Annotated in this window: 22 protein-coding genes and 1 pseudogene; 15 read left to right on the top strand and 8 right to left on the bottom strand. The window is 38.5% G+C overall.

Annotated elements, in window-relative coordinates; all coding sequences use genetic code 11:
* Positions 1-271: 271 nt before the first annotated feature.
* The 5 genes from ACP8HG_RS09080 (at position 272) to ACP8HG_RS09060 (ending at position 3,298) form a co-directional block, all read left to right on the top strand.
* Positions 272-691: an organic hydroperoxide resistance protein gene (locus ACP8HG_RS09080; protein WP_340742414.1), complete on the top strand. Its 420-nt coding sequence runs from the start codon at positions 272-274 to the stop codon at positions 689-691.
* A gap of 13 nt (positions 692-704) precedes the next feature.
* Positions 705-1,184 (top strand): glutathione peroxidase, encoded by a 480-nt coding sequence (locus ACP8HG_RS09075; RefSeq protein ID WP_187045255.1) that lies wholly within the window; start codon positions 705-707, stop codon positions 1,182-1,184.
* Positions 1,181-1,630 (top strand): MarR family winged helix-turn-helix transcriptional regulator, encoded by a 450-nt coding sequence (locus tag ACP8HG_RS09070; RefSeq protein ID WP_438298520.1) that lies wholly within the window; start codon positions 1,181-1,183, stop codon positions 1,628-1,630. The genes ACP8HG_RS09075 and ACP8HG_RS09070 overlap by 4 nt, the downstream gene beginning before the upstream one ends.
* A gap of 707 nt (positions 1,631-2,337) precedes the next feature.
* A complete protein-coding gene (locus ACP8HG_RS09065; protein ID WP_187045253.1) occupies positions 2,338-2,673 on the top strand; it encodes a hypothetical protein in 336 nt (111 codons plus the stop codon).
* Positions 2,660-3,298: an O-methyltransferase gene (locus ACP8HG_RS09060; RefSeq protein ID WP_438298519.1), complete on the top strand. Its 639-nt coding sequence runs from the start codon at positions 2,660-2,662 to the stop codon at positions 3,296-3,298. The genes ACP8HG_RS09065 and ACP8HG_RS09060 overlap by 14 nt, the downstream gene beginning before the upstream one ends.
* A gap of 260 nt (positions 3,299-3,558) precedes the next feature.
* Here the strand turns inward: ACP8HG_RS09060 and ACP8HG_RS09055 are convergent, their stop codons facing one another.
* On the bottom strand, positions 3,559-4,155 hold the full coding sequence (locus ACP8HG_RS09055; protein WP_067210762.1) for a hypothetical protein: 597 nt from the start codon (positions 4,153-4,155) through the stop codon (positions 3,559-3,561).
* Positions 4,156-4,640: 485 nt separating this feature from the next.
* On the opposite strand from ACP8HG_RS09055, the gene ACP8HG_RS09050 reads away from it, so the two are divergent.
* From ACP8HG_RS09050 to ACP8HG_RS09035, 4 genes and pseudogenes are all read left to right on the top strand, one after another.
* Positions 4,641-5,816 carry an AAA family ATPase gene (locus ACP8HG_RS09050; RefSeq protein ID WP_438298518.1) on the top strand — a complete coding sequence of 392 codons (1,176 nt, stop codon included), beginning with the start codon at positions 4,641-4,643 and terminating at the stop codon, positions 5,814-5,816.
* 15 nt (positions 5,817-5,831) lie between these two features.
* Positions 5,832-7,253, top strand: a complete 1,422-nt coding sequence (locus ACP8HG_RS09045; RefSeq protein ID WP_338656112.1) for a vWA domain-containing protein — start codon at positions 5,832-5,834, stop codon at positions 7,251-7,253.
* 49 nt (positions 7,254-7,302) lie between these two features.
* Positions 7,303-8,069: pseudogene (locus tag ACP8HG_RS09040) on the top strand (Ku protein).
* 14 nt (positions 8,070-8,083) lie between these two features.
* Entirely contained in the window at positions 8,084-8,422 is a 339-nt protein-coding gene (locus ACP8HG_RS09035) for a hypothetical protein (RefSeq protein ID WP_438298517.1), read from the top strand.
* A gap of 374 nt (positions 8,423-8,796) precedes the next feature.
* Here the strand turns inward: ACP8HG_RS09035 and ACP8HG_RS09030 are convergent, their stop codons facing one another.
* A complete protein-coding gene (locus ACP8HG_RS09030; RefSeq protein ID WP_438298516.1) occupies positions 8,797-10,590 on the bottom strand; it encodes a DUF4365 domain-containing protein in 1,794 nt (597 codons plus the stop codon).
* 154 nt (positions 10,591-10,744) lie between these two features.
* The gene (locus ACP8HG_RS09025; protein WP_338656115.1) at positions 10,745-11,569 is read right to left on the bottom strand and encodes a hypothetical protein; all 825 of its coding nucleotides are present in this window, start codon (positions 11,567-11,569) and stop codon (positions 10,745-10,747) included.
* Between the two features lie 1,100 nt (positions 11,570-12,669).
* On the opposite strand from ACP8HG_RS09025, the gene ACP8HG_RS09020 reads away from it, so the two are divergent.
* On the top strand, positions 12,670-13,008 hold the full coding sequence (locus ACP8HG_RS09020) for a hypothetical protein (RefSeq protein ID WP_187045243.1): 339 nt from the start codon (positions 12,670-12,672) through the stop codon (positions 13,006-13,008).
* Positions 13,009-13,253: 245 nt separating this feature from the next.
* On the opposite strand, the gene ACP8HG_RS09015 is transcribed toward ACP8HG_RS09020, so the two are convergent.
* Positions 13,254-13,502, bottom strand: a complete 249-nt coding sequence (locus ACP8HG_RS09015) for a tyrosine-type recombinase/integrase (RefSeq protein WP_354312627.1) — start codon at positions 13,500-13,502, stop codon at positions 13,254-13,256.
* Positions 13,503-13,692: 190 nt separating this feature from the next.
* Between ACP8HG_RS09015 and ACP8HG_RS09010 the strand changes: the two genes are divergently transcribed.
* Positions 13,693-14,007 carry a hypothetical protein gene (locus ACP8HG_RS09010; RefSeq protein ID WP_438298515.1) on the top strand — a complete coding sequence of 105 codons (315 nt, stop codon included), beginning with the start codon at positions 13,693-13,695 and terminating at the stop codon, positions 14,005-14,007.
* A gap of 383 nt (positions 14,008-14,390) precedes the next feature.
* Here the strand turns inward: ACP8HG_RS09010 and ACP8HG_RS09005 are convergent, their stop codons facing one another.
* Positions 14,391-14,954: a recombinase family protein gene (locus tag ACP8HG_RS09005; RefSeq protein WP_067210754.1), complete on the bottom strand. Its 564-nt coding sequence runs from the start codon at positions 14,952-14,954 to the stop codon at positions 14,391-14,393.
* A gap of 119 nt (positions 14,955-15,073) precedes the next feature.
* Between ACP8HG_RS09005 and ACP8HG_RS09000 the strand changes: the two genes are divergently transcribed.
* The 4 genes from ACP8HG_RS09000 to ACP8HG_RS08985 all read left to right on the top strand — a co-directional run bounded on the left by ACP8HG_RS09000 (position 15,074) and on the right by ACP8HG_RS08985 (position 19,359).
* On the top strand, positions 15,074-16,483 hold the full coding sequence (locus tag ACP8HG_RS09000) for a SulP family inorganic anion transporter (RefSeq protein WP_067210751.1): 1,410 nt from the start codon (positions 15,074-15,076) through the stop codon (positions 16,481-16,483).
* 13 nt (positions 16,484-16,496) lie between these two features.
* A complete protein-coding gene (locus tag ACP8HG_RS08995; protein WP_438298514.1) occupies positions 16,497-16,910 on the top strand; it encodes a universal stress protein in 414 nt (137 codons plus the stop codon).
* 201 nt (positions 16,911-17,111) lie between these two features.
* Positions 17,112-17,552 carry a hypothetical protein gene (locus ACP8HG_RS08990; RefSeq protein WP_340742399.1) on the top strand — a complete coding sequence of 147 codons (441 nt, stop codon included), beginning with the start codon at positions 17,112-17,114 and terminating at the stop codon, positions 17,550-17,552.
* A 508-nt stretch (positions 17,553-18,060) separates the two neighbouring features.
* Complete coding sequence (locus ACP8HG_RS08985) at positions 18,061-19,359, top strand: MFS transporter (protein ID WP_438298513.1); 1,299 nt, start codon at positions 18,061-18,063, stop codon at positions 19,357-19,359.
* 443 nt (positions 19,360-19,802) lie between these two features.
* Here ACP8HG_RS08985 and ACP8HG_RS08980 read toward each other — a convergent pair whose 3' ends face one another.
* From ACP8HG_RS08980 to ACP8HG_RS08970, 3 genes are all read right to left on the bottom strand, one after another.
* A complete protein-coding gene (locus tag ACP8HG_RS08980) occupies positions 19,803-21,323 on the bottom strand; it encodes a CoA-acylating methylmalonate-semialdehyde dehydrogenase (RefSeq protein WP_438298512.1) in 1,521 nt (506 codons plus the stop codon).
* Between the two features lie 22 nt (positions 21,324-21,345).
* Positions 21,346-22,707, bottom strand: coding sequence for an aspartate aminotransferase family protein (locus tag ACP8HG_RS08975; protein ID WP_438298511.1), 1,362 nt, complete (start codon positions 22,705-22,707; stop codon positions 21,346-21,348).
* A 408-nt stretch (positions 22,708-23,115) separates the two neighbouring features.
* Positions 23,116-24,666, bottom strand: a complete 1,551-nt coding sequence (locus ACP8HG_RS08970; RefSeq protein WP_067210736.1) for a PucR family transcriptional regulator — start codon at positions 24,664-24,666, stop codon at positions 23,116-23,118.
* Positions 24,667-24,687: the final 21 nt, after the last annotated feature.

The following is a 24,687-nucleotide window of genomic DNA, read 5'->3' as shown; positions in this document are numbered from 1 at the left end:
GTTTATTAAAAGTTACAGCGGTTTATCCCTTTGGGTACTAGTATCCAAAGGGATTTTTAATTTTTTTTATGCTTCAGCATTCAAAACCCCGAATTAGCGATCCACTGACGAATTCCATCATAAACAGGCTCTGTTCTTTTGGTGATTATCTATGGGGTGTCACAACGTAGAAATAACAAAAAGAGAAATTAGATTATATTTGCATTTTTAATATGAATCGTGTACGATTTAGTTGTGAACGATTTAAATAAAAGAAAAAGGAGTTTTTGACATGAAAGCACTTTATGAAACGACGATCATTAACACAGGCGGACGTGATGGGTATGTCTATTCACCGGACAATATTTTCAATTTGGATGTTGCAAAACCAGCAGCACTAGGGGGCGATGTCACAACTGCAACGAATCCGGAGCAGCTATTTGCTGCAGGTTACAGCGCATGCTTTAACAGTGCGCTTGAGTTACAGTTGGAGAAGGGGAAAGTTGACTTTTTAAGCAGTGAAGTAATAGCGACTGTTTCTCTTTACCCAGATAAAGAAGATAAAGGTGTTAAACTTGGCGTCAAGCTCGAAGTAACAATTGAGGGCGTTGACCATTCCGTCGCGGAAGAATATGTGAATAAAGCGCACCACTACTGTCCGTACTCTAAAGCACTCAATGGTAACGTTGATGTTGAAATAGTGATTAACTAAAAGGAGACTTAAAATGGTATCAGTTTATGATTTTGAAGTAAAAAAAACAAATGGGGAAATCACGTCACTGAAAGAATATGAAGGCAAGCCTCTAATTATTGTAAATACAGCTAGTAAATGTGGATTAACCCCTCAGTATGGCGGATTGCAGTCGCTTTATGAAAAGTACAAAGATGAAGGGCTGACGGTTTTGGGATTTCCTTGCGACCAGTTTAATAATCAAGAGTTTGACGATATTAATGAAACAACAGAATTCTGCCAAGTGAATTATGGTGTCACGTTCCCCATTTTTGCGAAAATTGACGTGAACGGTGACGATGCGGATCCACTTTTCACACACTTAACGACAGAGAAAAAAGGGTTGTTTTCGAAAAAAATCAAGTGGAACTTTACGAAGTTTTTAGTGAATCAACAAGGAGAGGTTGTAAAGCGATATTCGCCGCAAACTGAACCTGGAAAAATCGAAGAAGATTTGAACAAGATTTTATCATGAAGGATTTTCTGTCATTGAACAGCCAGCTTTGTTTCGCTGTATACGAAACGGCTGGAGAGTTTAATAAGCTGTATACAAGTGTATTGCAGCCGTTTGGTTTGACGTATCCGCAATACTTGGTGCTTTTAGCGTTATGGGAAAAAGATGAAGTATCGATGAAAGAACTTGGTACACGACTCGACCTCGGAACCGGAACGCTGACGCCGATGATTAAACGTATGCAGGAAAACGGCTGGGTACGAAAAGAACGCTCACAAGAAGATGAACGAAAAGTGTATATTTATTTAGAAGAAAAAGCGCACCGCGATCAGGGGCCAATCACGAAACAAGTCGCAGAAGAAATTCAGCTCTGTAACATCAGCTTGTCTGAATATGATGAGCTGATGACGCGGCTGAATGAGCTGCATCAAAAAATGAAAGAACGGTCAAATTCCTCTGGTGCGTAAAGCGTAGAAGGACAGTCCCTTAGTAGCATTCACCCTTTTATTATTCATTGGCGCGGTATGGATGTGATATTAAGTCTATATTTTAGGGAAAGTAAAAGAGTTAATTGTACAAATAGTAATCAACTAAATTTAACCATTAAATTACTGCTTACTTTTGCGGTGAATACTAGACACCCCATGTACACGTGCTTGCGGATCGCTTTGGATTGAACGACTACTGCATCATTATCGGGATTTATAGCTGTTTAGGGGTGCGATAAAGTCGCACCCCTAAACAGCTATTTTCGTTAATTGTATGGTGGTCTTTGATCCGTCGCTTTCCGAAGGTACAGGTACACGAAGTGCTAAAGACTTTGGGAACGAGTGAATAACTACTTACTCTATCTTTATAACATATCGTTTTGAATTTAAGTCATTGTCACTTTCTATATAGCGTCTGCTCCAAGGCAATTCTGAAATCAAAGAGTTTACAGCATGCTTACCCAAACGGGATGGATTTGACATGTGGAAAGATTTACTGAAGATAACAATCGATGAGTTAACGAGCCTTGATCCATTCAACAAAGAGAAATGATTAAGAACAGTCCTAAGCCTCTATTTTCTATAATAAACACAAACAACTTAATATTGACAGTGTGTATACGTTTGTATACAATTAAGATAATAACACTGAGTATACAAATGTATACAAAGGGAGGAGAATACAAATGAGAGAAGAACATATCAAGGGAGAAGGTCGTCATCGCGGCAGACGCCACGGAGGGGAAGAGGGCGTGCATCAGCGTGGTGCGAAAACCTTTCGTCGAGGAAGAGCAATTGCGTTTTTAGAGCGTATGCATCTGAAGCGTTCAACTATTATGCAACAGTTAGATCAACCCGAGTTTCTATCAATCCAGCCGATTTTAGTAGGTGAATTAAAAGCGATTGATATGATCATTAATGAGTTTATTCAACTATTTGAAATCAATGTAGATGAAATGTCGGATCGCAAGCCAATGGTAGATGCTAATGAGGAAGGGATTGAGTTGGATGAAAAAAATTAACGGATATATCGATTCAGTGTTTACGAAGCAAGATACTCTGTTGGAGGAAGTGATTGCATCGATTGAAGGAAACGGTATGCCTGCCATATCGGTTTCACCTTCTTCTGGCAAGCTACTTACGATGCTGACAGCCATTTCAGGGGCGAAAAATGTGCTGGAAATCGGGGCGCTTGGCGGCTATAGTGGAATTTGTCTTGCCAAAGGGTTTGGTAGTGAAGGGAAATTAACTTCCCTTGAATTAGAGGAGAGATATGCAACGTTAGCAGCTAGCAATTTAGCGAAGGCTGGCTTTGGTGATCAAGTATCTTATAGGACGGGGCCAGCTTTGAAAAGCCTTGAAGGATTAGTTGACGAGGGGCAGCGATTTGATTTTTTCTTTATCGATGCAGATAAAGAAAACTATGAAAATTACTTAGACTATTGCATTCGACTTGCGGAGGCGGGTGCGTTAATCGTGACGGATAACGTACTGGCTGGCGGTAGTGTAGTGAATCCGGAGGCGAAACCAAAACGTTATACAGAATTAATGAAAACATTCAATGAAACGGTAGCAAATCATCCCCAATTGGAATCGCTTCTTATTCCAATCGGGGATGGGATGACGATTTCACGAGTGAAGAGATAACAGAAGAATTTCAGTGACATAACTAACGGGGTCTCTTTTGGGGGAATAAACAAATAACAATGGAAATCGTACTTTACTCAGAACGTTAAAGAGAAGACTATCATCGATAAAAGCATTAAAAAAGGGCGCCCTAAAAGCGCTCTTTTTATATATTTTTTTGTGAGTTATGAGAGACACTTTACAACAACTTATCAACTACAACTATAAGCATCCATTAGTTGGGTGATTTCTTTTGAAATTTCATTATCTACTTTTCCTACTTAATCGTCTGATAGAAGCGTTCTCAACATTTTCTTATCACCAAGGTACTTAATCTCCTCTATTCCACCTGGGCGAAGAATCGCTATCCCTGTTATTTCTGCATCCACTTTATCTTCCCCTTTTTTTTCATATTCAATATAAACAGTAAAGTAATAATTCGTTGGGGTGTCTTTATTTTGCTCTATAACGATTTTACTAACAGTTGTCTGATAATCGTATTTGTCCGCCGCTAAGTGGAACATTAATACATAAGTTCTCACTAATTTATCGTAACCACTTTCGGAAAAATAAGGTCCGTAGCTATCCTTTAAATATGCGCTATACTCTTTACTGAATGGTACGCTCGCCTGGTTCTGTTTCTCAGCCCACTTCCACAGTTCATTGTGTGCTTGTATTGCTTCTTTATTTGGAGTAGTCAATTCATACTCCAGATAGCCTTGAATAAGTTCTATGTTTTTGTCTTGTGGTTCGTCTTGAGTACAGCCTACAAGTAATAGGAATGTAAGAGCTGCAGATATGACAACGCCAGTCTTCCCTCGAAAGACCTTCTCTATGAAGAAAGAAATACGATTCGAACGTGATTTATTATGGTACATAGTCTCAACTACCTCCTCTTTTTTTATTTTTTATCTACTTCTTATACGGAAAGTATGTTATAAGAGTTTCATTTTTCTAACTATTATGAAAGGCGGTGACTGGCGCCAGTCACTGCCTTTCATATGATAATCATTGTCTATACCACTGTCAGATATTGAAGACCCCTCGTTGTAAACTGTAGGCGTTGTTTATTTCCAGACAGATGCCTTCTATTTAAATGGGATGATTCATCGGATTTCCAGCGCCAACTGAATGAGTTACTCAACAGTAGTATGACGTTACCTATAAGAATAGTTGGTGCAAAGACATCTATGGTGAAATTATAGTAATTGGATGATTAAAATGACTGAGTATCCATCAAACTGTTATGTAGAACAAGAATCTTTCAGAGGCAAATTCGACATGTTCTTTGTAAAGGAAAGCAAGATGCATTTGAAGACGAATACCTTTTTTAATTACATTCCAAAGTTAGGAGTTATATAAAATGACAATTACTAATTTTAAAAAATTAGAGGAAATCAGACAGGCACTCAATTCAAGGTTTTTCGAACGAGAGAACGAAGTTGAGGGGATTCTTGTAGCTCTGCTCTCTAGACAGCATATGCTCATGATTGGACCTGCTGGAACTGCGAAATCCGCATTGGCGTTTGAATTAGCAAAAATCGTACAAGGAACAGAATACTTCCAATGGTTGCTGACAAGGTTCAGTACACCCGAAGAAGTTTTTGGCCCGTTGTCGTTAAAAGACCTTGAACAAGGTGTGTACAAGAGGAATACAGCAACTAAAATGCCAGAAGCTAATCTAGTTTTCCTTGACGAAATATTCAAAGCAAACTCGGCAATCTTGAATAGTTTACTGACGCTTATCAACGAAAGACTCTTCTATAATAACGGAACGCCAGTAAAGGTTCCTTTAATGTCAGTTATTGGTGCTTCGAACGAATATCCTGAAGAAGGAGAAGGGCTTGAAGCTCTATTCGACAGGTTTTTACTTCGGTTCGAGCTAAACTATATTGCGGATGATACGAATTTTGTTTCTATGATGAAGGGGACCGGTCAAAATCAGGCCATGCCTTCCTTGACGATGGATGAATTGATTCAACTCCAGTTTTTGACGGACAGGGTTACAATACCGGATGAAGTGTATGAAATTCTTTCGGAAATTCGTACTAATTTGCGTGACGAGGGAATTCGGCCTTCTGACAGGCGGTTTCAACAGTCGCTTTCAGTCCTTCAAGCGAAGGCGTTGATAAACCAAAGGCAAGTTGTGAAGATAGATGATATTGTCATCCTGGAAAATGTACTCTGGGAAACGGTGGATCAAAAAGATACCGTGTCTTCCATTATTCGCAACCATTCACAAGATGTTGTTACTCAGATCCTCTACTCCATACAAAATGAAGCAAATGAAGTATTCTACGCCATACTGCAGGATCATTCGCCAGAAGCAGGAATGGAAGCAACTCAAAAAATGAAAGCTTTAGTGGCTGATTTGAAGAATCTCCAAAGTAACAATCAAAGTCGGAAGGCTGATATTGGCCCATTACTTGATAAAGTGACCTCGATGGAACATGAAATCCTGGATAGTATTTTAGAACCGTGGTATTTTGAATCCCAAAATGACAAGAGGGGCTCCACCAGCACCTTTTTTAATATGTGAAAGGGGGTATTCTTTATGAAGAATCGTTCAGTCTTGAATACGGACGCATACGATAAAAGACGTTTCAAAGAAATTTTCGACATGTCTCTGGGTCTTCAAAAGGTAAGAGGTGAAGGTGCTTTGCCAATGTTCGAACCATTATTGGCTGATATTTGGGCTTCCTTATATAAGATGAAACCAGAAATTTTGGCAGGGGACGTAGACAGTGTACTTAAGGTGAATAAAACACTCATGGACAGAATCATGGCGGATGAATCCTTTGTACACTACCGAAGCTTCACCCGATTGAATGATTTATTGTCAGCTATCGGCACGGTGAAATTCGGAGAAAAGACGAATCAATGGCTGGCTGACCAAAAAGAGGAAGATGAAGACTTTCAAAAACAGATCCAGGAAATTCACGCAATGCAAAGGCGACTTCAAGAGCAGGATTGGCAAGAAAATCCAGGAAGTGGAAGTCGGGTGTTAGAAGAGATTTTTAATGAAATGATGACTAAATTTGATGAGAAATTGCAACAGTTGCTTCAAAATAACGGTCATAGCTTTTCACAAGCATTGGCTCAAGCCATGCAAGAAACAAAACAAGTGAAAGACGGTCTAAAGTCTTTGCTTGGCGGCTGTAGTGCAGGGAGTGGTGATGCGGAATTAAAAAAGGTTCCTTTACGCGACCAACTAGCATTAGCTGAAAAAATGGCTTCTGATAAAACGATGAAAGAAATAGCGGAGTGGGCGGGTAGATTCAAACAGATAGCCCGTAAAAAGCAGAAATCCATACATAAAGAGTCTATGGGAAGAAGGGGAGTTACGTTAGGCAACGATATCGAGAGGTTACTCCCGATGGAATTTGGCTTATACATGCATCCACTATCGAAGAACGATTTTCTTCGTCGCTTTGTGGAAGGCCAAACCATGCAATATGAACAGAAAGGGCGTGAGGTATTGGAGAAGGGGCCAATCGTACTTTGTCTAGATCAGTCAGGCAGTATGTACAAACTGGATACACAATCCAAAGGTTTTATATTAACCCTAATGTCCATTGCGAGAAGGCAGCGAAGGGATTTTTGCTTAATATTATTCTCTACTCTGACAGAAATTCATAAATATGAAAAAGGGAAAATTAAAGGGTCTGATATGGTTAGTTTGGCTCGAACCTTTCTAGGTGGGGGTACGAATTTTGCACTTCCGCTTGATGAAGCGATGAATGTAATCAATGAAAGTCGGTTTAAACAAGCCGATTTGGTTTTCGTTACGGATGGTGAGGACACTTTAAACGATTCATTTCTACTAGAATTCAACAAAAAGAAAAAAGAAAAGGATTTCAACGTTCTTTCCCTAGTGCTCGGAAGCAGCATACATATAGTAGAACAATTTTCAGACAGGGTTATTCAAGTTTATGATTTTGATGACGCAGGCAGTTTTACTGCTTTTGAAATATAAACTATATATGTTGAACAAATGAATCAGGCGTAGGAGTGAGGTGATTGATGTGAACACTGTTTGGAAAGGATTTATCACGTTTGGACTAGTTACAATTCCAGTAAAGTTACACTCGGCAACAGAGGATAAAGGGATTAAGCTAAGGCAGATTCATGATAAATGTAAGAAACCGATTAAACAGGAAAAGGTATGTCCTATTTGTAACGAGGATGTGGATTCCAAGTCACTTGTGAAGCGCTACGAGTATGCGACTGACCGATTTGTAGTTATTACAGATGCTGAATTAGAGGGCTTGAAGAGTGATATAGAAGAAAAATCAGTTGAAATTGTAGAGTTCGTGAAGTTGAAAGAAATTGATCCGGTATATTTTGATAAACTTATTACTTGGCTGCAGATAGCAACGGTTCAAAAGCGTACGCATTGTTAAGGGAATCGTTAGCCAAGTCGAAAAAGATTGGCATTGCAAAGATAACGATACGTTCTAAGGAACGTCTTGCAGCTGTACGGGTACTTGATAACCATCTAGTTCTAGAGACGTTACATTTCCCAGATGAAGTTAGGTCTACAATTGACCTTCCACAAATCACTAACGTCAAATTAACTGCAAAAGAAAAAGAAATTGCATTATCTTTAATCGAACAACTAACAGCAGAATTTGATCCGACTAAATACCACGACGAATATCGTGAACGCTTAGTAAAATTGCTTAAGAGTAAAATACCTAAGAATGCAGAACAACCATCGAATGTTATTAATTTAATGGAGGCAATGGAGAAAAGCATTGCAACAATCAAGGAACAAAAGAAGCGGGCATGAAGTTAGTTAAGCCTATGCTATTGGAGTCTCAAGAGGAAGTACGTTCTGATGAGGGATGGTTATACGAACCGAAGTTTGATGGTATCCGGCTGTTAGTTGGAAATGACCATTCATATACTCGTCATGGAACAATAACCACCAGTCGCTTCCCTGAGCTTATATTTGTTGGTCAAGAGGTTTTATTAGACGGTGAGTTTATTGCACCCGGCACGAATGCCCCCGACGACTTCGCAGGATTTATGTCTCGCTTCGGTGGAAATAAAAATCAATCAATCTCATTCCTGGCACCCGTTCGGATGATTGGCGAAAAATCATTAATTGGATTTATCATGATGTGGTTGTTACGAAGGTAACGCTTGGGCCGCTAACTGTTCAGTTACATAGTTCAGAGGGAGATTATTTGGGGAGCGTTGTTATTGGATTCACCAAAGAGATAAGGCAGATGTTAAAATCATTGGCTCCCCCTTTTTCCGTTACGGTTAAATCGCGGGGGTGGACAAGTTGAGGTAAACTACGATTACCCCAAATAATTAAGGTGAAATAAGAATAAAAGTGATTAGGGCAAGGACAATAAGTCCTTGCCCTAATCACTTTTATTAGATTTACAGTTCATGGTATTTACAATATATTCAAGGTATCGACTGGAGGTGGAGTGGTTGAATTGAAAAAACTAATATATTAAATAATACCATTTTATAAATCAATTACTAATATTACCGTACTTACTCTAATTCATATTTAGATATAATTGATATATTGGAAGCACCAAGTAATCTGTTCTTTCTTCTATAGTTAAGCGGTTAAAGAAGTGCTCCGCTTCGGTTTTACTATTTAACAATACGTTACAGCTAAACATCGCTGCAATATTTTCGCGGAATTCTGCACTGTATTTCATTTTAATGAGTACTTCAATTTGTTCTTTATTCAGACTTCCATTCAAACGATAATAAACCTGGAGTACATTGATCTCAATTTGCATTTCATAATCCGCATCTAATTCAGTTACCTTCAATTGCATATAAACATATTCTGCTAATTCAAGGAACTGTGTATTTTGTGTATTATCATAAGAAGTTATGCAACTTAAACAAAATTTATTTATCCATAGAAAGGTCACATTGTTCAATACCCTAACAGGGTCCATGAAGGAATCCTGAATTACTCTTAAGTTGATATTAGCACATGTTTCTAGCTCTTTCGAAGTTGAAAATATAAATGGGCTAATTGCAAATCTTTCATCTGATTCCCAAAAGTGCAAAACTGTTTCAAACTTACTATAAGTTTCAGAGAATGCATTGATTAATAGTTTTTTCTCATTTGGATTATAGTAGACGAGTATTCTTAAATCACCTACATATAGGTTTAGTAGACCCCCTTTTTCAAGACTCTCTTTATTTATTCTCGAATAATCATGATTCACAAATATATCTGCAATCATTTGGATCTTTAAATAGATGTCCTTAATATTTCCAATAATAATTGTTTCGTTAGGAATATTCAATTCTTCAAAAACAGGCTTGACCTCATTTAGTAGATTAAAGTTATGCTTCGAGTTTTCGATCATTTCTTTTGTATCAAGGTCATTCATTTCGATGAAAAAACCTCTAAAACTGACGGTTTTCCCAGCTAATAAGAGCTCTAAGAAGGGGAGTACTTTTAGTTGAGATGCAATGGAGTGAAAATTAAAGAGATTAAACTTAATTTGTTGTTCCGAGTCATTAATATCAAAAATGACTTCCAATGAATTTTCTATCGTTACTTTTATAAAGTTTTCCCGCTCTTCAACTTTTAAGTGGAAATTGAAAGATAGTCCATCAACCTCGAAATCTTCTTTTCCTTCCCTAGTCATTTTTCCTATTACTCCAAATCCAATAGGGTAGTCGAAGTCTTTTTTTGTACCATATATATAAAAGTCATGTTCGAAAATATTATCTGTAGAAATATTATTTGGATTAAAAGTTAAACTTTTAAAGCTAAATGAATCGAATTCATTTATTTCAATAGGACAGTATTCGACTAGACCAATTGATTGCTTAGGACTCTCCGAAAGGAAGTTTTCACAGATAGTTTGAATATTTGTTTCCTCTAATTCTCTTAGGTAAACAACTCGACTTTTTTGCTTTTTATTTTCTCCGAAATCGGTAATTAATTTTTTTAATTCGAGAGGCAACAAGTTCTTATAAAAGGTTTTTGTACTTCCATCTTGCTGGACTTCAACGACAAATAGTAAAACACCATTATTTTGGTAATAATTTTTATAGTGTTCCATTGAAAAAGTAAATGAAATTAATCCTTTTGTAAACTTATTAACTTGGGTGCCTTTTACTTGTATAGGGACTCTTCCTAATAGCGATTGTACTGTTTCATTCTCGTTTTCAAATACTTGAATATCTCCGTCAAATGAAATCCCTTTGTCCCCAATAGGGATATTTGGGAGTAAATGATTACCAGGTCTATTAGCTTCATTTACAATCGCCTGAACAGCTAAACGTTCAATTCTACTGTTATCTAGTTTAATCATTGATTCTCACTTCCTAATGATTAATATGTAAATTATCGAATGCATTGATACATGAAGGAACCTAATGGACTTGAGGATAGGGGGGGCCTATGCACCGGATATACGTTTTAAGCGTACTCAAAAACTTCCAATAAAGGAGTTTGCCCCTTTAAATTCACTCATCATAAAAGCCTGAATTATCTACTTTAATATCATCAATTTCAATATCTATTTCTAAAGGAGTAATTACATCAATTTGCAATTCGACATTGAATGGATGGGACATAATCATTCTTACCCCATCCCCATTTCTAAAATCACGGTTTGAACCATACTGATGTTCAACGTCTACTATGCCAGCAATATTAACAAGTAGTAAAGATGAATTAATCGAATCAATATAAACATCCTCTATATAGATTTCATCAATACTGTAGTTTGTTGCTAAAATATCAATTTCATTAATAGTATCGGAAGTAATTGCTTCTATTATTGATTGATATACGCGTTTTATATAAGCCCTTTTAATGTCTTCTTTATATAACTCTATAGTGTCAAGAAAGTCTGCTAATGCTTTAAGTGAGTTTTCCACCATTATATCCCCAATTGAAGCGTCTATGTTAAAACTATTTTCTTCAATATGAGTGTATTTACTTAGTTTATCAATTACCTTTTTAAATGCTTTTGTGATCTGGGGCGTATTAACAAGCAATTCGTCTTGCAGGAATTCACTTGTCAAACCGCCTTGTACAGCATATTTCATTCTATTTATTCTAGTAATTACTTCTTGCTCTTCCACATACCATTGACAATTTTTAACTTCAGCATCGGGAGCTAACCGTTTTAAAATATGCCTAGTCAATTCGCGAAAGCTATATGCAAAGTTGTTATAACGTAAAGGATCCTCTTTAATTTTCAGATTACCTAAAGATGCTTCAAATAATTGAACTTCAAATAGCTCTAAATTCTTGCTTATAGATTCTACGAATGAATCAGTCATATTCTTTTTCCCCTTCCAATATCATGCCTTCTAACTTCTATAAATAATGTTCATCATTTCATTAAATAAAGACTATATTCAAGTATATCATGGGAATTCGGAATTGTTATGATTCGATCATGATGTGGTCTTACGCTTTGGCCGCTTACTGTTCAGGTACATATTACAGAGGGCGATTATTTGGGGAGCGATGTTATTGGATTCACTTAGGAGATAAAGCAGACATTGAAATCGTTGACTCCCCCTTTTCCGTTATTGATAAATCGCGGGGGGACAAGCGGAGGTAAACTATGATTGCCTCAAATAATTAAGGTGAAAGAATAAAAATGACAGGGGCAAGGACTTATAGTCCTTGCCCCTGTCATTTTTTTAGGTTTCTCGTTCAAGGTATTTCATTAATGTATTCGAAAAACCTTCTACTTAAAATGTTCTTTGTCAAAGCCCGAGTTTGTAGATTGGATATTCAGTTTGATATGTCAACGTTATAATCGGAATAGGGCATTAATAACCTTGTTCAGGTGGAAAATAGCGAACAAGTAAGCATTCTTATTTTGAACGAGTAATCCCGAGACGGACACTACCAAGTAGACACAAAAAATTTAATAGATGGATTTAGGATAAAGAAAAACGCAATTCAGCGAAATTACATGCAATCAATTAAGTCTTTGGTATAGAGGTAATCAAACTGCTGTCTTACTTAAGAAAACTACAGATGAAGTTAGTACAGTTTATTTACAGCCCGCACCAAAAGCAAGTTGGGTACGTAAAAACTGGGAATGGTTTGGGGATGTGAAATAGCTCTCAGATAACAGAAGAGTTCACATATAAAACGATTGCTCTAATATAAGAGTAAAGCAACTAGTTAATTGTTCATATTAGTTGCTGGATTAGGAGACTTCGGGTACAGTGATTGCAAAGCTGTATCCTAAGTTTTCGCGCCTTTAAACAGAATATCGGACAAAGGATCGTAGTTTTGATTGACGAAATAACCTTCACTTAAGTATACATACAATTATTTGCGTGATAAGGGAGAATCGGCAATTCTCAAAATAGCATGGGGACTAACTGGGCCAATATATTAGAAAGGAGTCTAAAATAATATGAAATGTTTATGTAAACAAAAAGAAGTACATGACTTAAAAGTCGAAGGAGATATAGGAGCCGACCCTATATGGTGTAATCAATGTGGTTGTAACTTGGATATAGAAGATATTCCAATTTCACTTGCGTTGAAATCAGAATTAATGGAATGGGTATGGAAATATGGCAAATGGATTGATTGGGATAAAGATGGAGTATTTCCAAATGGGATTGAACTAGAAGAAGAACATAATAAACAGGGTATGTATTTAACAGAGAAATTAAGGGGAGAACTTGAAGACAAATATAAAGTTTCATTTTCCCCATCTACATTTGCGAGAAGACGTGCAGATAAATAGCATTAACTGAGTTTATCCAAAGTTTCCTTTTCCGAGTGTTGTGTATTCTTCCATTCTTAAAGTTAAGTAATAAAGATGAACCTCTGTGGTAGAAATTGAAGGGTTACAAGGGCTTCTCACGATGTGAAGCCCTTGTAACCCTTTTTATATGTCTTGATTTGTGACGACGACTTAAGAGGAGTACCCTCGCGCAGCAGCTCTAAAACTACGGTTTTAGTCCTGTTACGTCAGTTTTTTTATGTCAATTAGATATAATCCCCAAATATGTCTGGCTTCCATGCATGAATCGCATGACGTTCTTTCTCGAAGATTTTCTCTAAATAGATCATTGTTGTTTCGATCTTCTCGTGACCAAGAGAACGCATAATGTCGTATATATCCACTCGGTTAATCTTTGATATGATCGCAAATACATGTCGAAAAACGTGAGGTGTGACTTTCATCGTTTGATCAGATAAGTTCAATTGGTCTAGGCTAGTAATCTCTTTCTTCACGTATTGTGACAAATACGAAGGGGTATAAGCGCGTCCTGTATTCGTAGTGAAAAGGTGATTAGAAAGTGGTATAAGTAAGGTAGATGCTAGGGTAAAAGGTAAGGGTTTTGTAGTTACTACACCTGTTATTACGCCTCCAGTAGTTAAAACGCCTGTGACTGCTCCTATAGTGAATAGGACACTGGATAGTGTGAGAGAAGAGTTTAAGGCTGTGTTTGGGAATGGATATGAGTATAATGTAGGTACCGAATCAGTAAGTATTAAAATAGGAGGTGAAACAAAAAATAAATTGATATACCGATACTATGCAGGATCTAAGAGTGTGATGGTATGGGATCTGAATAAGATTAATGAGACGCATAAAGTAATAAAAGAGTTAGGTTTCCTATTAAAAGGAAATGAATTCAGTAGTGCTATTTCTAAATCAAAAACAACTGGTAATACTATTGATATCAAAGGCACAAGTATATTTCATGCTGGTGATAACCTAACAATAAAATGGTGAAATAGTTTTTAAAAGCGGACGTTTTTCTTCAATCTACAAACGAAAAAGATGCCATCGTCTGTGAAGAGATCGAGGGCTTATAATCCACGTACGCCCGGTCAAAAACATACATCTTTGTCAGCGGATCCAAAGAAGTAGGAGATGCCGGCCGGATTCATCCTGAGTGGTTTGGCTAGATTGCGAGGCGAGGAGCTCCACTCTTTTTGGAAGTCGTTGAAAAAGTTCTAATACTTAGAACTAATTAGAATTCCTGCCAATACCGCTTTGACGCTTTGTGGATGCCTCCCGCGATAAGCCAGAAAGAAGACCAATTGGGAGGCACCCCCTAGCGCCAAGCGTTGTTGGTAGGATTCTTTATTGCAACATATCTAGTTTTATATCTGTTATTCTGTCTCATCGGATACCGATGTAGAACGATCATCCAAATAGCGATATAAAGTAGACTTACTAATTCCAGTCGCTTCTTTTATGTCATATAACGTATAATTCTTACTGTCATACATTGAAAAAGCCAGCTGTAAATTGTCATCTGGTTTTCGTGGACGACCAATCGATTTACCCTGTTGTTTAGCAGCTTGTAGCGTAAATGTAGAAGAATGGCTTAGAAATTTAGATTGTAAATCCGCGAAAAAAGTAGCACTTTGAAGTAGTGAAGCTTTTTGTATTGTTTGATTGGATAATTGTTCATCGAGGAAGTGAATGGCGATTTGATCTCGTTCTGCTAGTCGTAAAATATCTAAAAGCTGCTGCAGGGAATCAGCTAATACTACAATATTTTGGACGAATAGTTCATCATCTTTTTTAAGTGCCATTAATAAGTGTTCAAGCTCTGTTCTTTTCCTGGCAAGTCCATGTGTCTCTTTACATAATGTATCAATGAAAAGTTCATTTAATTGGTGGGCGCAATGTTGATCCAAGACAATCGGACGGATATATCCGTATTTCATTTTTTCGCTCCTAACTTCCCAAAAGTATTACCTTATGGGACTAAAAATGATATGATATTAACATTCTAACATTGGCATAAGCTTTTTTATAATTTTAGACATCATGAAAGGGGAACCGTATGTATACTTTAAAACAACAGTGGTTTGGGAATGTGCGTGCCGATCTTTTAGCAGGTATGGTTGTAGGACTGGCACTCATTCCCGAAGCATTGGCTTTTGCGTTCATTGTGGGTGTAGATCCACGTGTCGCGTTATATGCTTCATTTACAATTGCGGTCATTATTTCGTTTGTAGGTGGCCGACCTGGATTAATTTCAGCTGCGACAGGTGCGATGGCTTTAGTGCTCGTCAGCTTAATGGCGAATCATGGTCTACAATATGTACTTGCAGCCACAATATTAACAGGAATTATTCAATTAATACTCGGGGGACTTGGTGTTGCGAATTTAATGCGCTTCATCCCAAACTCCGTCATGCTTGGATTTGTGAATGCACTAGGGATTATGATTTTCATTACACAAATGCCTTATTTACTTGGGTCAAACAGTATGACCTATCTATTTGCGATTGTTACATTAATTTTAGTGTACGCGATTCCACGATTTTTCACGGCTATTCCTGCACCTCTTGTTGCGATTGTCGTTATGACTTGTATTGCGCTCATAAGTGGTGTGAAGTTACAGACGATTGGTGATCTAGGGACGATGCCAAATTCATTGCCGGTTTTTTTCCTTCCAGATATTCCACTTAACTTTGAAACGTTAAAAATCATATTCCCTTATGCTTTGGCTTTATCGATTGTTGGTTTATTGGAATCATTACTTACTTCCCAAGTATTGGATGATATGACTGATACGTCGAGTAATAAAAATAAAGAAGCACGTGGACAAGGGATCGCCAACTTTATCACTGGTTTTTTCGGTGGGATGGCAGGTTGTGCTTTAATTGGTCAATCAATCATCAATATTAAATCAGGTGGACGAGGACGCTTATCAACATTAACCGCGGGTGTATTTCTACTGTTTTTAATTATCGTTTTAGGTGATGTAGTTATCAAAATTCCGATGCCTGTTCTTGTCGGGGTGATGATTATGGTTAGTATTACAACATTTAATTGGGGTTCGTTTAAGTTTCTGAAACAAGCGCCTAAATCGGAATCACTTGTTATGCTCATTACAATTGCGATTATCTTATATACACATAATTTAGCGATTGGTGTTGTTAGTGGTGTTATATTAAGTGCGCTATTTTTTGTTGCAAAAATTTCTCGTGTGACAGTAACGCATGATTTAGATGGATATAAGGTGAAAGGACCTTTGTTTTTTGCATCAACTACGAAATTTATTCAGTCATTCGACAATGTTACAGAAAATGAAATCGTCATTAATTTTGAAAACAGTCAGCTGTGGGATGAATCTGCAGTCGGTGCAATATATAAAGTGAAACAGAAGCTTGAGCAAAAAGGTGTGAAGGTACAGATTCAAGGGTTAAATTCTTCAAGTGAACAATTGTACAAACGATTAACATAAGGGAGGAATTCACATGAAGATTGCTGTAGCAATTGATGGGTCAGAAAATGCTTTACGTTCAGCAAAACATGCTATTACGATCGTCCGTTACTTACCTGATGCGCAGTTAGAAGTTATTTATGTCTCGGACTATAATAAGGCAAAAGATGAGCGGCTGTTATCGCAAAGTCCAGAGAGCTTAACATTAAAACGAGAGCAAAAAATGCATCCTATTTTAGAACTAGCAAAAGATGTCGGAGTGAAGACGAAGACTACCATGTTGAAAGGGAATCCAAGTCAAGAAATAATAAAGTATGTGAATTCAGAAGGAATTGACCACCTTGTCATCGGAAGTCGCGGCTTAAATACTTTTCAAGAAATGATAATCGGCAGCGTCAGTCACAAAGTAATGAAGCATGTAAATTGTCCGATTACGATTGTTAAATAAAGGGCCTTCATTCCCACTACTATACGATCCATGTGACTGGTGAGAAGTTGAATAAAGAGTGCCTGTGCATTCCATTATAAAGATTTTTTTGTTTGGACTCCTTCCTATTTTTGGGGTTATGTGTATTATTAATTTCACGCACATATTAATGCATCAGTAGTGTAATTGAATCTTTACATACTGAAATAGGAGGTGTTAGTTGTGAAAAAAATGATTAAGTCCCTTACCATCATTTTAATATCTACCTTGCTTTTGATAAGCTGTAGCAATAATGAGGAAAAACTAAGTAAAGTGAATGTGAAACAATTAACTAGAGTTGATGTTCAAGTGGTGAAACCTGATGAAAGCTATGACGAAGCGGTAATGATTACCGATAAAGATATTGTGGATTTGTCGAGGGTGATATTTGACCAAATTGAATGGCAACAAAATGTAAAAGCTGAGATGGATAGAAGAGAAGATGTAAAAGTAACTTTATTTTTCAGTGTTGATAAACATATGACTGAAAAATTAGTTGAATACTTTATTTGGTTTAATGATGGTAATGAAACGGCAACAATTATTGATAGGGTTGAAAATACTTACGGTACAATGGACAAGGAAAATGCCACGAAATTGAAAGAACTAGTGTTAAGTAAATAAAAAATAATACGTTATTTCCTGAATTGAAAATAGAAAGTATCGGTGCTATAATCGATGCTTTTTTGGGGCGTTGAAATAAGTGTTACATTTTTTATTTATTTCCCCCCTGACGAGAACCCTTTACCAGTGATATTATTCTTCTTTCGGTTTGTTCTAGGAATCAAGTGTGTAGTGTGTTATTACATCAACTTGCGCTTGAAGTACTGTTAAATTCTCTTGAATGGGTAAAATAAAATTTCCTGTACCGTACTCAATAATAAAGTGTCTGCGCAGAAACAAATAACAACTTCACCCGCTACGCCATTTCATAATGCGTACCAAAGCGGGATTTTTTAATAGCACAATAAACCATCAAATGGGATATTGAATCACGTAAATAGGTAATTTATTATAAAAATCCCTTGTAGTGTACGGGGGTGTTAAAATAAAGTCACGGATAGTATGTTAGACGACTACCCTTAAATTTGGTCCTATCGGTTTCTTTGAGTTGGTAAAGGGGGATTTCCATATGAGAAAAAAGGACTCGTTAGGGCTAGCACACTATGTAGATTCAATTGAAGCACAACAAAAGCTTTATAAGCGGTCGCTATTTGTTGTCGTGATGTCCCAGATTTTTGGTGGGGCGGGACTTGCAGCTGGGATTACTGTGGGGGCATTAATTGCTAGGGATATGTTAGGAACTGCAAGCTTTGCAGGGTTGCCGGCTGCATTGTTTACACTTGGATCTGCGCTTGCAGCGTTCTTAGTGGGCAGGATTTCGCAGCGTTTTGGTCGTCGGTACGGGTTGTCACTTGGGTTTATCACAGGTGGTATCGGTGCGATAGGTGTCATCTTCGCAACGACTATGGACAATGTGTTGTTATTATTTATTTCGCTATTTGTTTATGGTGCAGGGACTTCGACGAATCTACAGGCGCGTTACGCCGGAACAGATTTGGCTAGTGACAAGCAGCGTGCGACTGCCATTAGCATCGCAATGGTTTCAACTACGATAGGTGCGGTGGCGGGACCTAATTTAGTGACACCGATGGGGAACTTCGCAATGACGCTAGGTATACCAGCTTTAGCGGGGCCATTCATATTAGCAGCGGCGGCGTATCTCGTAGCTGGACTAACGTTGTTCTTCTATTTGCGTCCTGATCCATTTCTAGTTGCAAGAGCAATTGCGGTAAAGCAGGAAAAACAAGTTGATTCAAATACTACAACAGTAAATAAAACACGACAGAGTAAGGTAAACCGAATCGGTATTTTTGTCGGTGCGATGGTTCTCGTCTTGTCTCATCTCGTCATGGTTGCGATCATGACAATGACCCCAATCCATATGCAAAACCATGGATCTGGACTGACGGTCGTTGGATTGGTGATCAGTCTACATATTGCGGCGATGTATTTGCCATCGCTTGGTACAGGTCTATTAGTCGATAAATTCGGTCGTACAGTAATGGTCATTGCTTCGGGTGTCACGTTATCACTTGCGGGATTACTAGCAGCCTTTTCTCCAGGTGATTCCCTCGTCTGGTTGACGATTGCACTAATAGTGCTAGGCCTTGGATGGAATTTTGGCTTAATCAGCGGAACAGCAATCATCATTGATTCAACTGATATGACAACACGTGCAAAAACACAAGGTTCTGTTGATGTGTGGGTTGCTTTAGCTGGAACAGCAGGCAGTATATTGTCAGGAATCATTGTTGCCTACTCAAGCTATGCTGTTTTAGGCTTTCTCGGCATGTACCTTTCGTTACTTTTGATACCACTTATTGTTTGGAAACGGTTTAAAGAGAAAAAAGAACATCACAAAACTTAATGACAGAAGCAAGAAAATAATGATCCTGCAGCAGTTAGCACATGTGATATGAAAAGAAAAATGAGAGAATTACACTTCATTCTATTGAATAGAAAACACCGGAAATCCATCGACCAAAACTCGGCGGGATTCCGGTATTATTTTTGTGTAAATCAACACTTCTGTTGATTTACCAAGAGTAACTATATAAGTTGAAATAAAGACTCCCATCAAATCCGTTACGGCGCTCGGGGATGCCTCCAGCCCTTAGCCAGACGAGGTATCCTTTAAACTATATGGAATAGCCTCTTAGCATTAACGGTATAATTTCTGCGGAGAATGCAGAAATTATACCAACCGAACTCTTCGTTGTTCGGTTGGCTACCCCTAGTAACGCGCCTTCACTCAGTTCATATAGGTATTCATTTGTTCAACATATATAGTAGTTTATTTTACGTGAACCATCAGTCGTTGTTACTTGGAAAAGCAAATGTTGACGCGGATTCACTGTTCTCTTCAAACCACTTTTCTGAAATGGTTTTAGTCTTGGTGAAGAAGCGGGCTTGGTCAGGCCCAAACATATGCCCCTCACCGAATCTCGAGCGTTTCCAACCGCCAAAGTTATGATAACCAACAGGAATTGGGATTGGTACGTTTACCCCAACCATGCCGACGTCAATCTCCGTTGTAAATTTGCGAGCGGCCGCTCCGTTATTTGTGAAAATTGTGACACCGTTACCGAGCTCATGTACATTGATTAAGTCGATTGCTTCCTCTAATGAATCTACCCGAACAACATTACGAGCAGGACCGAATACCTCTTGCTCATAAATCTCCATGCCAGGTTTGACGTTATCTAATAAGGTAGGACCTAGATAGAAGCCATTGGAATTTTTAGCGATGTCTGGATTGCGACCATCGCATACGAGTGTAGCACCTTCTTCTAGGCTACGGTCGATAAAGCCAATGATCGCGTCCTTTGATTGCTTTGTAATAACTGGCCCAAAATCAACGTCTGAATCTGTGTATGGCCCTACTTTTAATTTTGCAATTTTATCAGCCAGTACTTTGACGAGGTTATTCGCTGTTTCTTCGCCAACGGGAATGATTGTGGAAATAGCCATACAGCGTTGGGAAGCGGCACCATAGGCCGCGCCTAAAAATGCGTTTGCGACCTGTTCTAAATCTGCATCTGGCATGACAATCATATTGTTTTTACCGCCACCTAATGCCGTAACGCGCTTGCCGTATTTTGAACCGGTTGTGTAAATATAATCAGCGACTGCTGTGGAGCCAACAAACGAAATGGCTTCAATTGCAGGGTTTTCTAATAGTTCGTTGACCGCATCCTTGTCTCCATTGATGACTGTCCAAACACCATCTGGTAAACCCGCTTCTTTCCACAGTTCCGATAAAAATAATGCGGAGCAGGGCACGCGCTCGGACGGCTTTAAAATGACGGAATTGCCGACTGCGACCGCCATAGTTGTAATGGCAAGTGGCACCATCACTGGAAAGTTGAATGGGGAAATCGCTGCAACAACGCCGAGTGGTGCTTTTGCGGAATAAGCATTAATATTCCCACCAACATTGACGGAGTACTCACCTTTTAATAGGTGAGGGGCATTGATGGCTAAGTCGACGGATTCTAAACCACGTGTGATTTCACCCTTGGCATCCTCGATTGTTTTCCCGCTTTCGATACAAATGATGTCGATGAGCGCATCCATACGTGCGGTCATCAATTGACGAAACTTCATGACAATTTCAACGCGTTTGCCAATCGATAGGGCGCGCCATGCCGGAAAGGCTGCTTTAGCTGTTGCAATTGCGCTTTGCACTTCCTCTTTCGTTGCAATAGGGACGCGTGCAATCACTGCCCCTAAACTCGGATTGAAAACATCTGAGAAGTGACCACTTGTACCTGCAACGATTTCACCATTAATAAAATGTCCTAGTTCTTTAACCTCTGTATTTGTTACCATACATTCATTTCCCCCTTGTGTTTTACGCTTTTTGCAGTAGTTCATTTAAAGCGTGCGTAAGTTTTTCAACAATCACATCTTTTTCTGTTAATGAAATAATCAGTGGTGGAGCGAGAGTTAACGTATTGTTAAAGCCTGCAACCGTGACACCATTTTTCCCGATGATTAACCCTTGTTCTTTACATAAAGCGATGACTTTGTTGACAGCAGTTACATCAAGTGGCGCTTTGCTGTTTTTGTCACTCACAAGCTCAATGCCAATCAGTAAGCCTTTACCGCGGATGTTGCCGACATTTGGATGATCCTTTAAGCGTTCTTGTAGTTCCGCATGAATAATTGCGCCCATTTCTTCTGAGCGAGCAAATAAATTTTCATTTTCCATGATTTCGATATTTTTGAGGGCAACTGCACAAGCTGCTGGAGAACCACCGAATGTGTTGACGTGGCGGAAAAAGTCGTACTCCTCACTCCCATTGAAAGCCTCATAAATTTCGCGACGCACAGCTGTAGCAGATAACGGCATATAAGCACTTGTTAAGCCTTTTGCCATTGTGACAATATCCGGCTGAATGCCATAGTTTTGGAAGCCAAATGCTTTGCCTGTACGACCGAAGCCGCAAATTACTTCATCGACAATGAGCAGGGCCCCATGCTTTTCACAAACAGCTTTTACCCCACGCAAATAGTCCTCATGGGGCATAATCACGCCGCCACCGGTAATAATAGGCTCAAGTATTACGCCGGCAATCGTCTCGGATGATTCCCAAGTCATGACATTATCGATTGCCTGAACAGAAGGTAGGGCAGTTGGCTCTGTAATATGATCTTCGTTTGCACGGTAGGCATCTGGTGGTGCAACATGGAGGAAACCAGGTGCTAACGGTTCGTACTTATATTTGCGTTGTGCTTGCCCTGTTGCCGCTAATGCCCCCATTGTATTGCCGTGGTAGGCACGATAGCGGGAAATAAATTTGGTGCGATTTGTATGACCTTTTTGCTGATGGTATTGACGTGCGATTTTGAAGGCGGCTTCATTCGCCTCTGAACCACTATTAGAGAAAAACACTACATAATCATCGCCTAATAATTCGCTGATTTTTTCGCTCAGTTGAATGGCAGGGATGTGCCCAACGGATAGAGGAGTATAGGCATTTTCCAGTAATTGCTCGTAAGCGACTTTGGCGAGTTCCTCTCGCCCGTAGCCCACGTTCACACACCATAAACCAGACATGGCATCTAAATAACGTTTCCCATCAATGTCCGTTATCCAAGCGCCCTTCGATTTCTGAATGATTGTCGTCGCGTTTGGGTTGTATGGCTTCATGGAATGCCATACATATTGTTCATCTTTTACTTGCCAATTTTGACTCGTTAAATTCGTCATCGAGCATCATCACTCCTTCATTTATCATCATGCTATCACTAGCGTTGCATAAATACAGGCAGAAAATTCACTCTATTAAATTTCACATTTCAGAGCCAAAAAGGGAAACACTTCAATAGAGGTGATTCCATCCATTTGGTTTTTATATACAATTATACTTGTGCGACAAGTTCGTTTTCATCTGGATTTGGAAGGGTACCAGCTGGCTTTATCCATTATGAAAGACTTTTTAGTTTGCAAAAATTAAATTAATGAATATTTTGAGTATTTAGAGCGAGTGGGTAGAAATAATGCGACGCTAGTGTCATGCTATAAATCTATTATCCGATTTTTCGGTAAAAATAGCATTATACACAATGTAAAATAAATAGGCTGTTGCTTTTCACATAAGGTGAGTGAAGAGAATGGTTAGTTGTCGCTAAACAGTATTAACTCTAGTGCTAATCGCTTTTCTGTTTGCATAAAATCTGAGCCTAGCAACTGCTCAATTTTTTCCAAACGATGGTACAGTGTTTGTCTAACGATAAACAGGCGTTCGGCAGTGTCTTTTTTTTGACCATTGGTGTGTAAATATACTTTTAACGTTTCGACTAATTTACTGCTATGCTTGCGGTCATAGTCAATAACGGGCTGTATATATTCGGTCATCATGTCCATAATATATGGATTTTTTTGTAATTGCAAAATTAAATGATGGAGGTGTAAATCCTCGTAAAAATACGAAAGCTGTGGATCTTTCCATCGAATGTGTAAGGTGTCTTTGGCTGTTAGAAAGCTAGTATTGAGAGCTTGGAAATGAGTCACGTATTTTCCTACAGCGACTGAAGTTTTAAAGTCACCATATTTATATTTTTGCTGATTGTCATGGATTTGTGTAATGGCTTGTTCGATACGTTGCTTATATGTTTCTTGCGCATGTATATTCGCTAAAATAAAAATAAGCTGTTGTTGCTTTTCTATGATAAACGGATAGAATTCTAACTTCTCTAAGACATTGCGCGTAAACAGCTTATAGTACGTTAAATCACTGCTTTTGCTTTTGTGGATTTGAAGAATCATGACCAGCCAATTACTTGTTGTGATATCTGCATGATGGTCTTGCAGGAAATGCGTCAATTCCTCCATATTGGATAACCCATTCAGCCATTGCTCTAGAACTTCACGATCCTCCACAGCCTTTTTTTCCTCGCTATACAAAACCCGCAATAAATAGTGTGAAAGTGCAATAACCGTGCGATCTAAAATCAGTGCATCGTATTCATTGACGACGCGCTGTGGGGAAAACAAACAAACCTCCCCATAATATTGGTTGAAAATATTCACCTCACAGCGAATAACATGTTTTTCCACATAATCAGGGCTTGACTGTTGTTGCATCTTATCATACTTGTCCTGCTGAATATTGGGAATAAACACAGGCTTTTGCCCATTAAATGTAAAGATGACCTGCAAGCCAAGATGTTTATAGAGGTGCATTAAAATTTGCTCGTAATTGTTGGCGGTCAGTGTATATTTATTAATTTGCTGTGCGTAGTTCTCTAGGTTTTTCACCATGCCATATTGCTGATTGATGAGGATACTGTGTATTTCTTGTGTGATTTCGACAAAGGCTACCTCCTGATGAAAGATGATGAGAGGGAATTGGTAGTCCGTCGCCAGTTGCTGTATGCAATCAGGAATTTCTTGAATGACGCTACCGAGCTCAATGCACAGCCCAGCTGATTTGGATGCTATTAATTGGTGAATAAAGTGATGGAAGTCATCATCATTGTTTTTCAAATGAATACCCGTAGTCAAAATTAATTCATTGCCCTTTAATAATTTGGCAGCATCCATAGTTTCGACGATATGCACCCATTTGATGATATTGAGTTGCCCCTCTGCACCAGCAAGAAGCTTCGCGCTACTGAATAACTTTTTCGTCAGTACATCTGCTATAGTGAGTGGAAATTCATTCATAGTGTCCTCCTATCACGCATA

Source organism: Sporosarcina sp. FA15, assembly GCF_051550195.1.
GTDB classification, from domain to species: Bacteria; Bacillota; Bacilli; order Bacillales_A; family Planococcaceae; genus Sporosarcina; species Sporosarcina psychrophila.
This window is presented reverse-complemented; position numbering and strand designations above follow the sequence as displayed.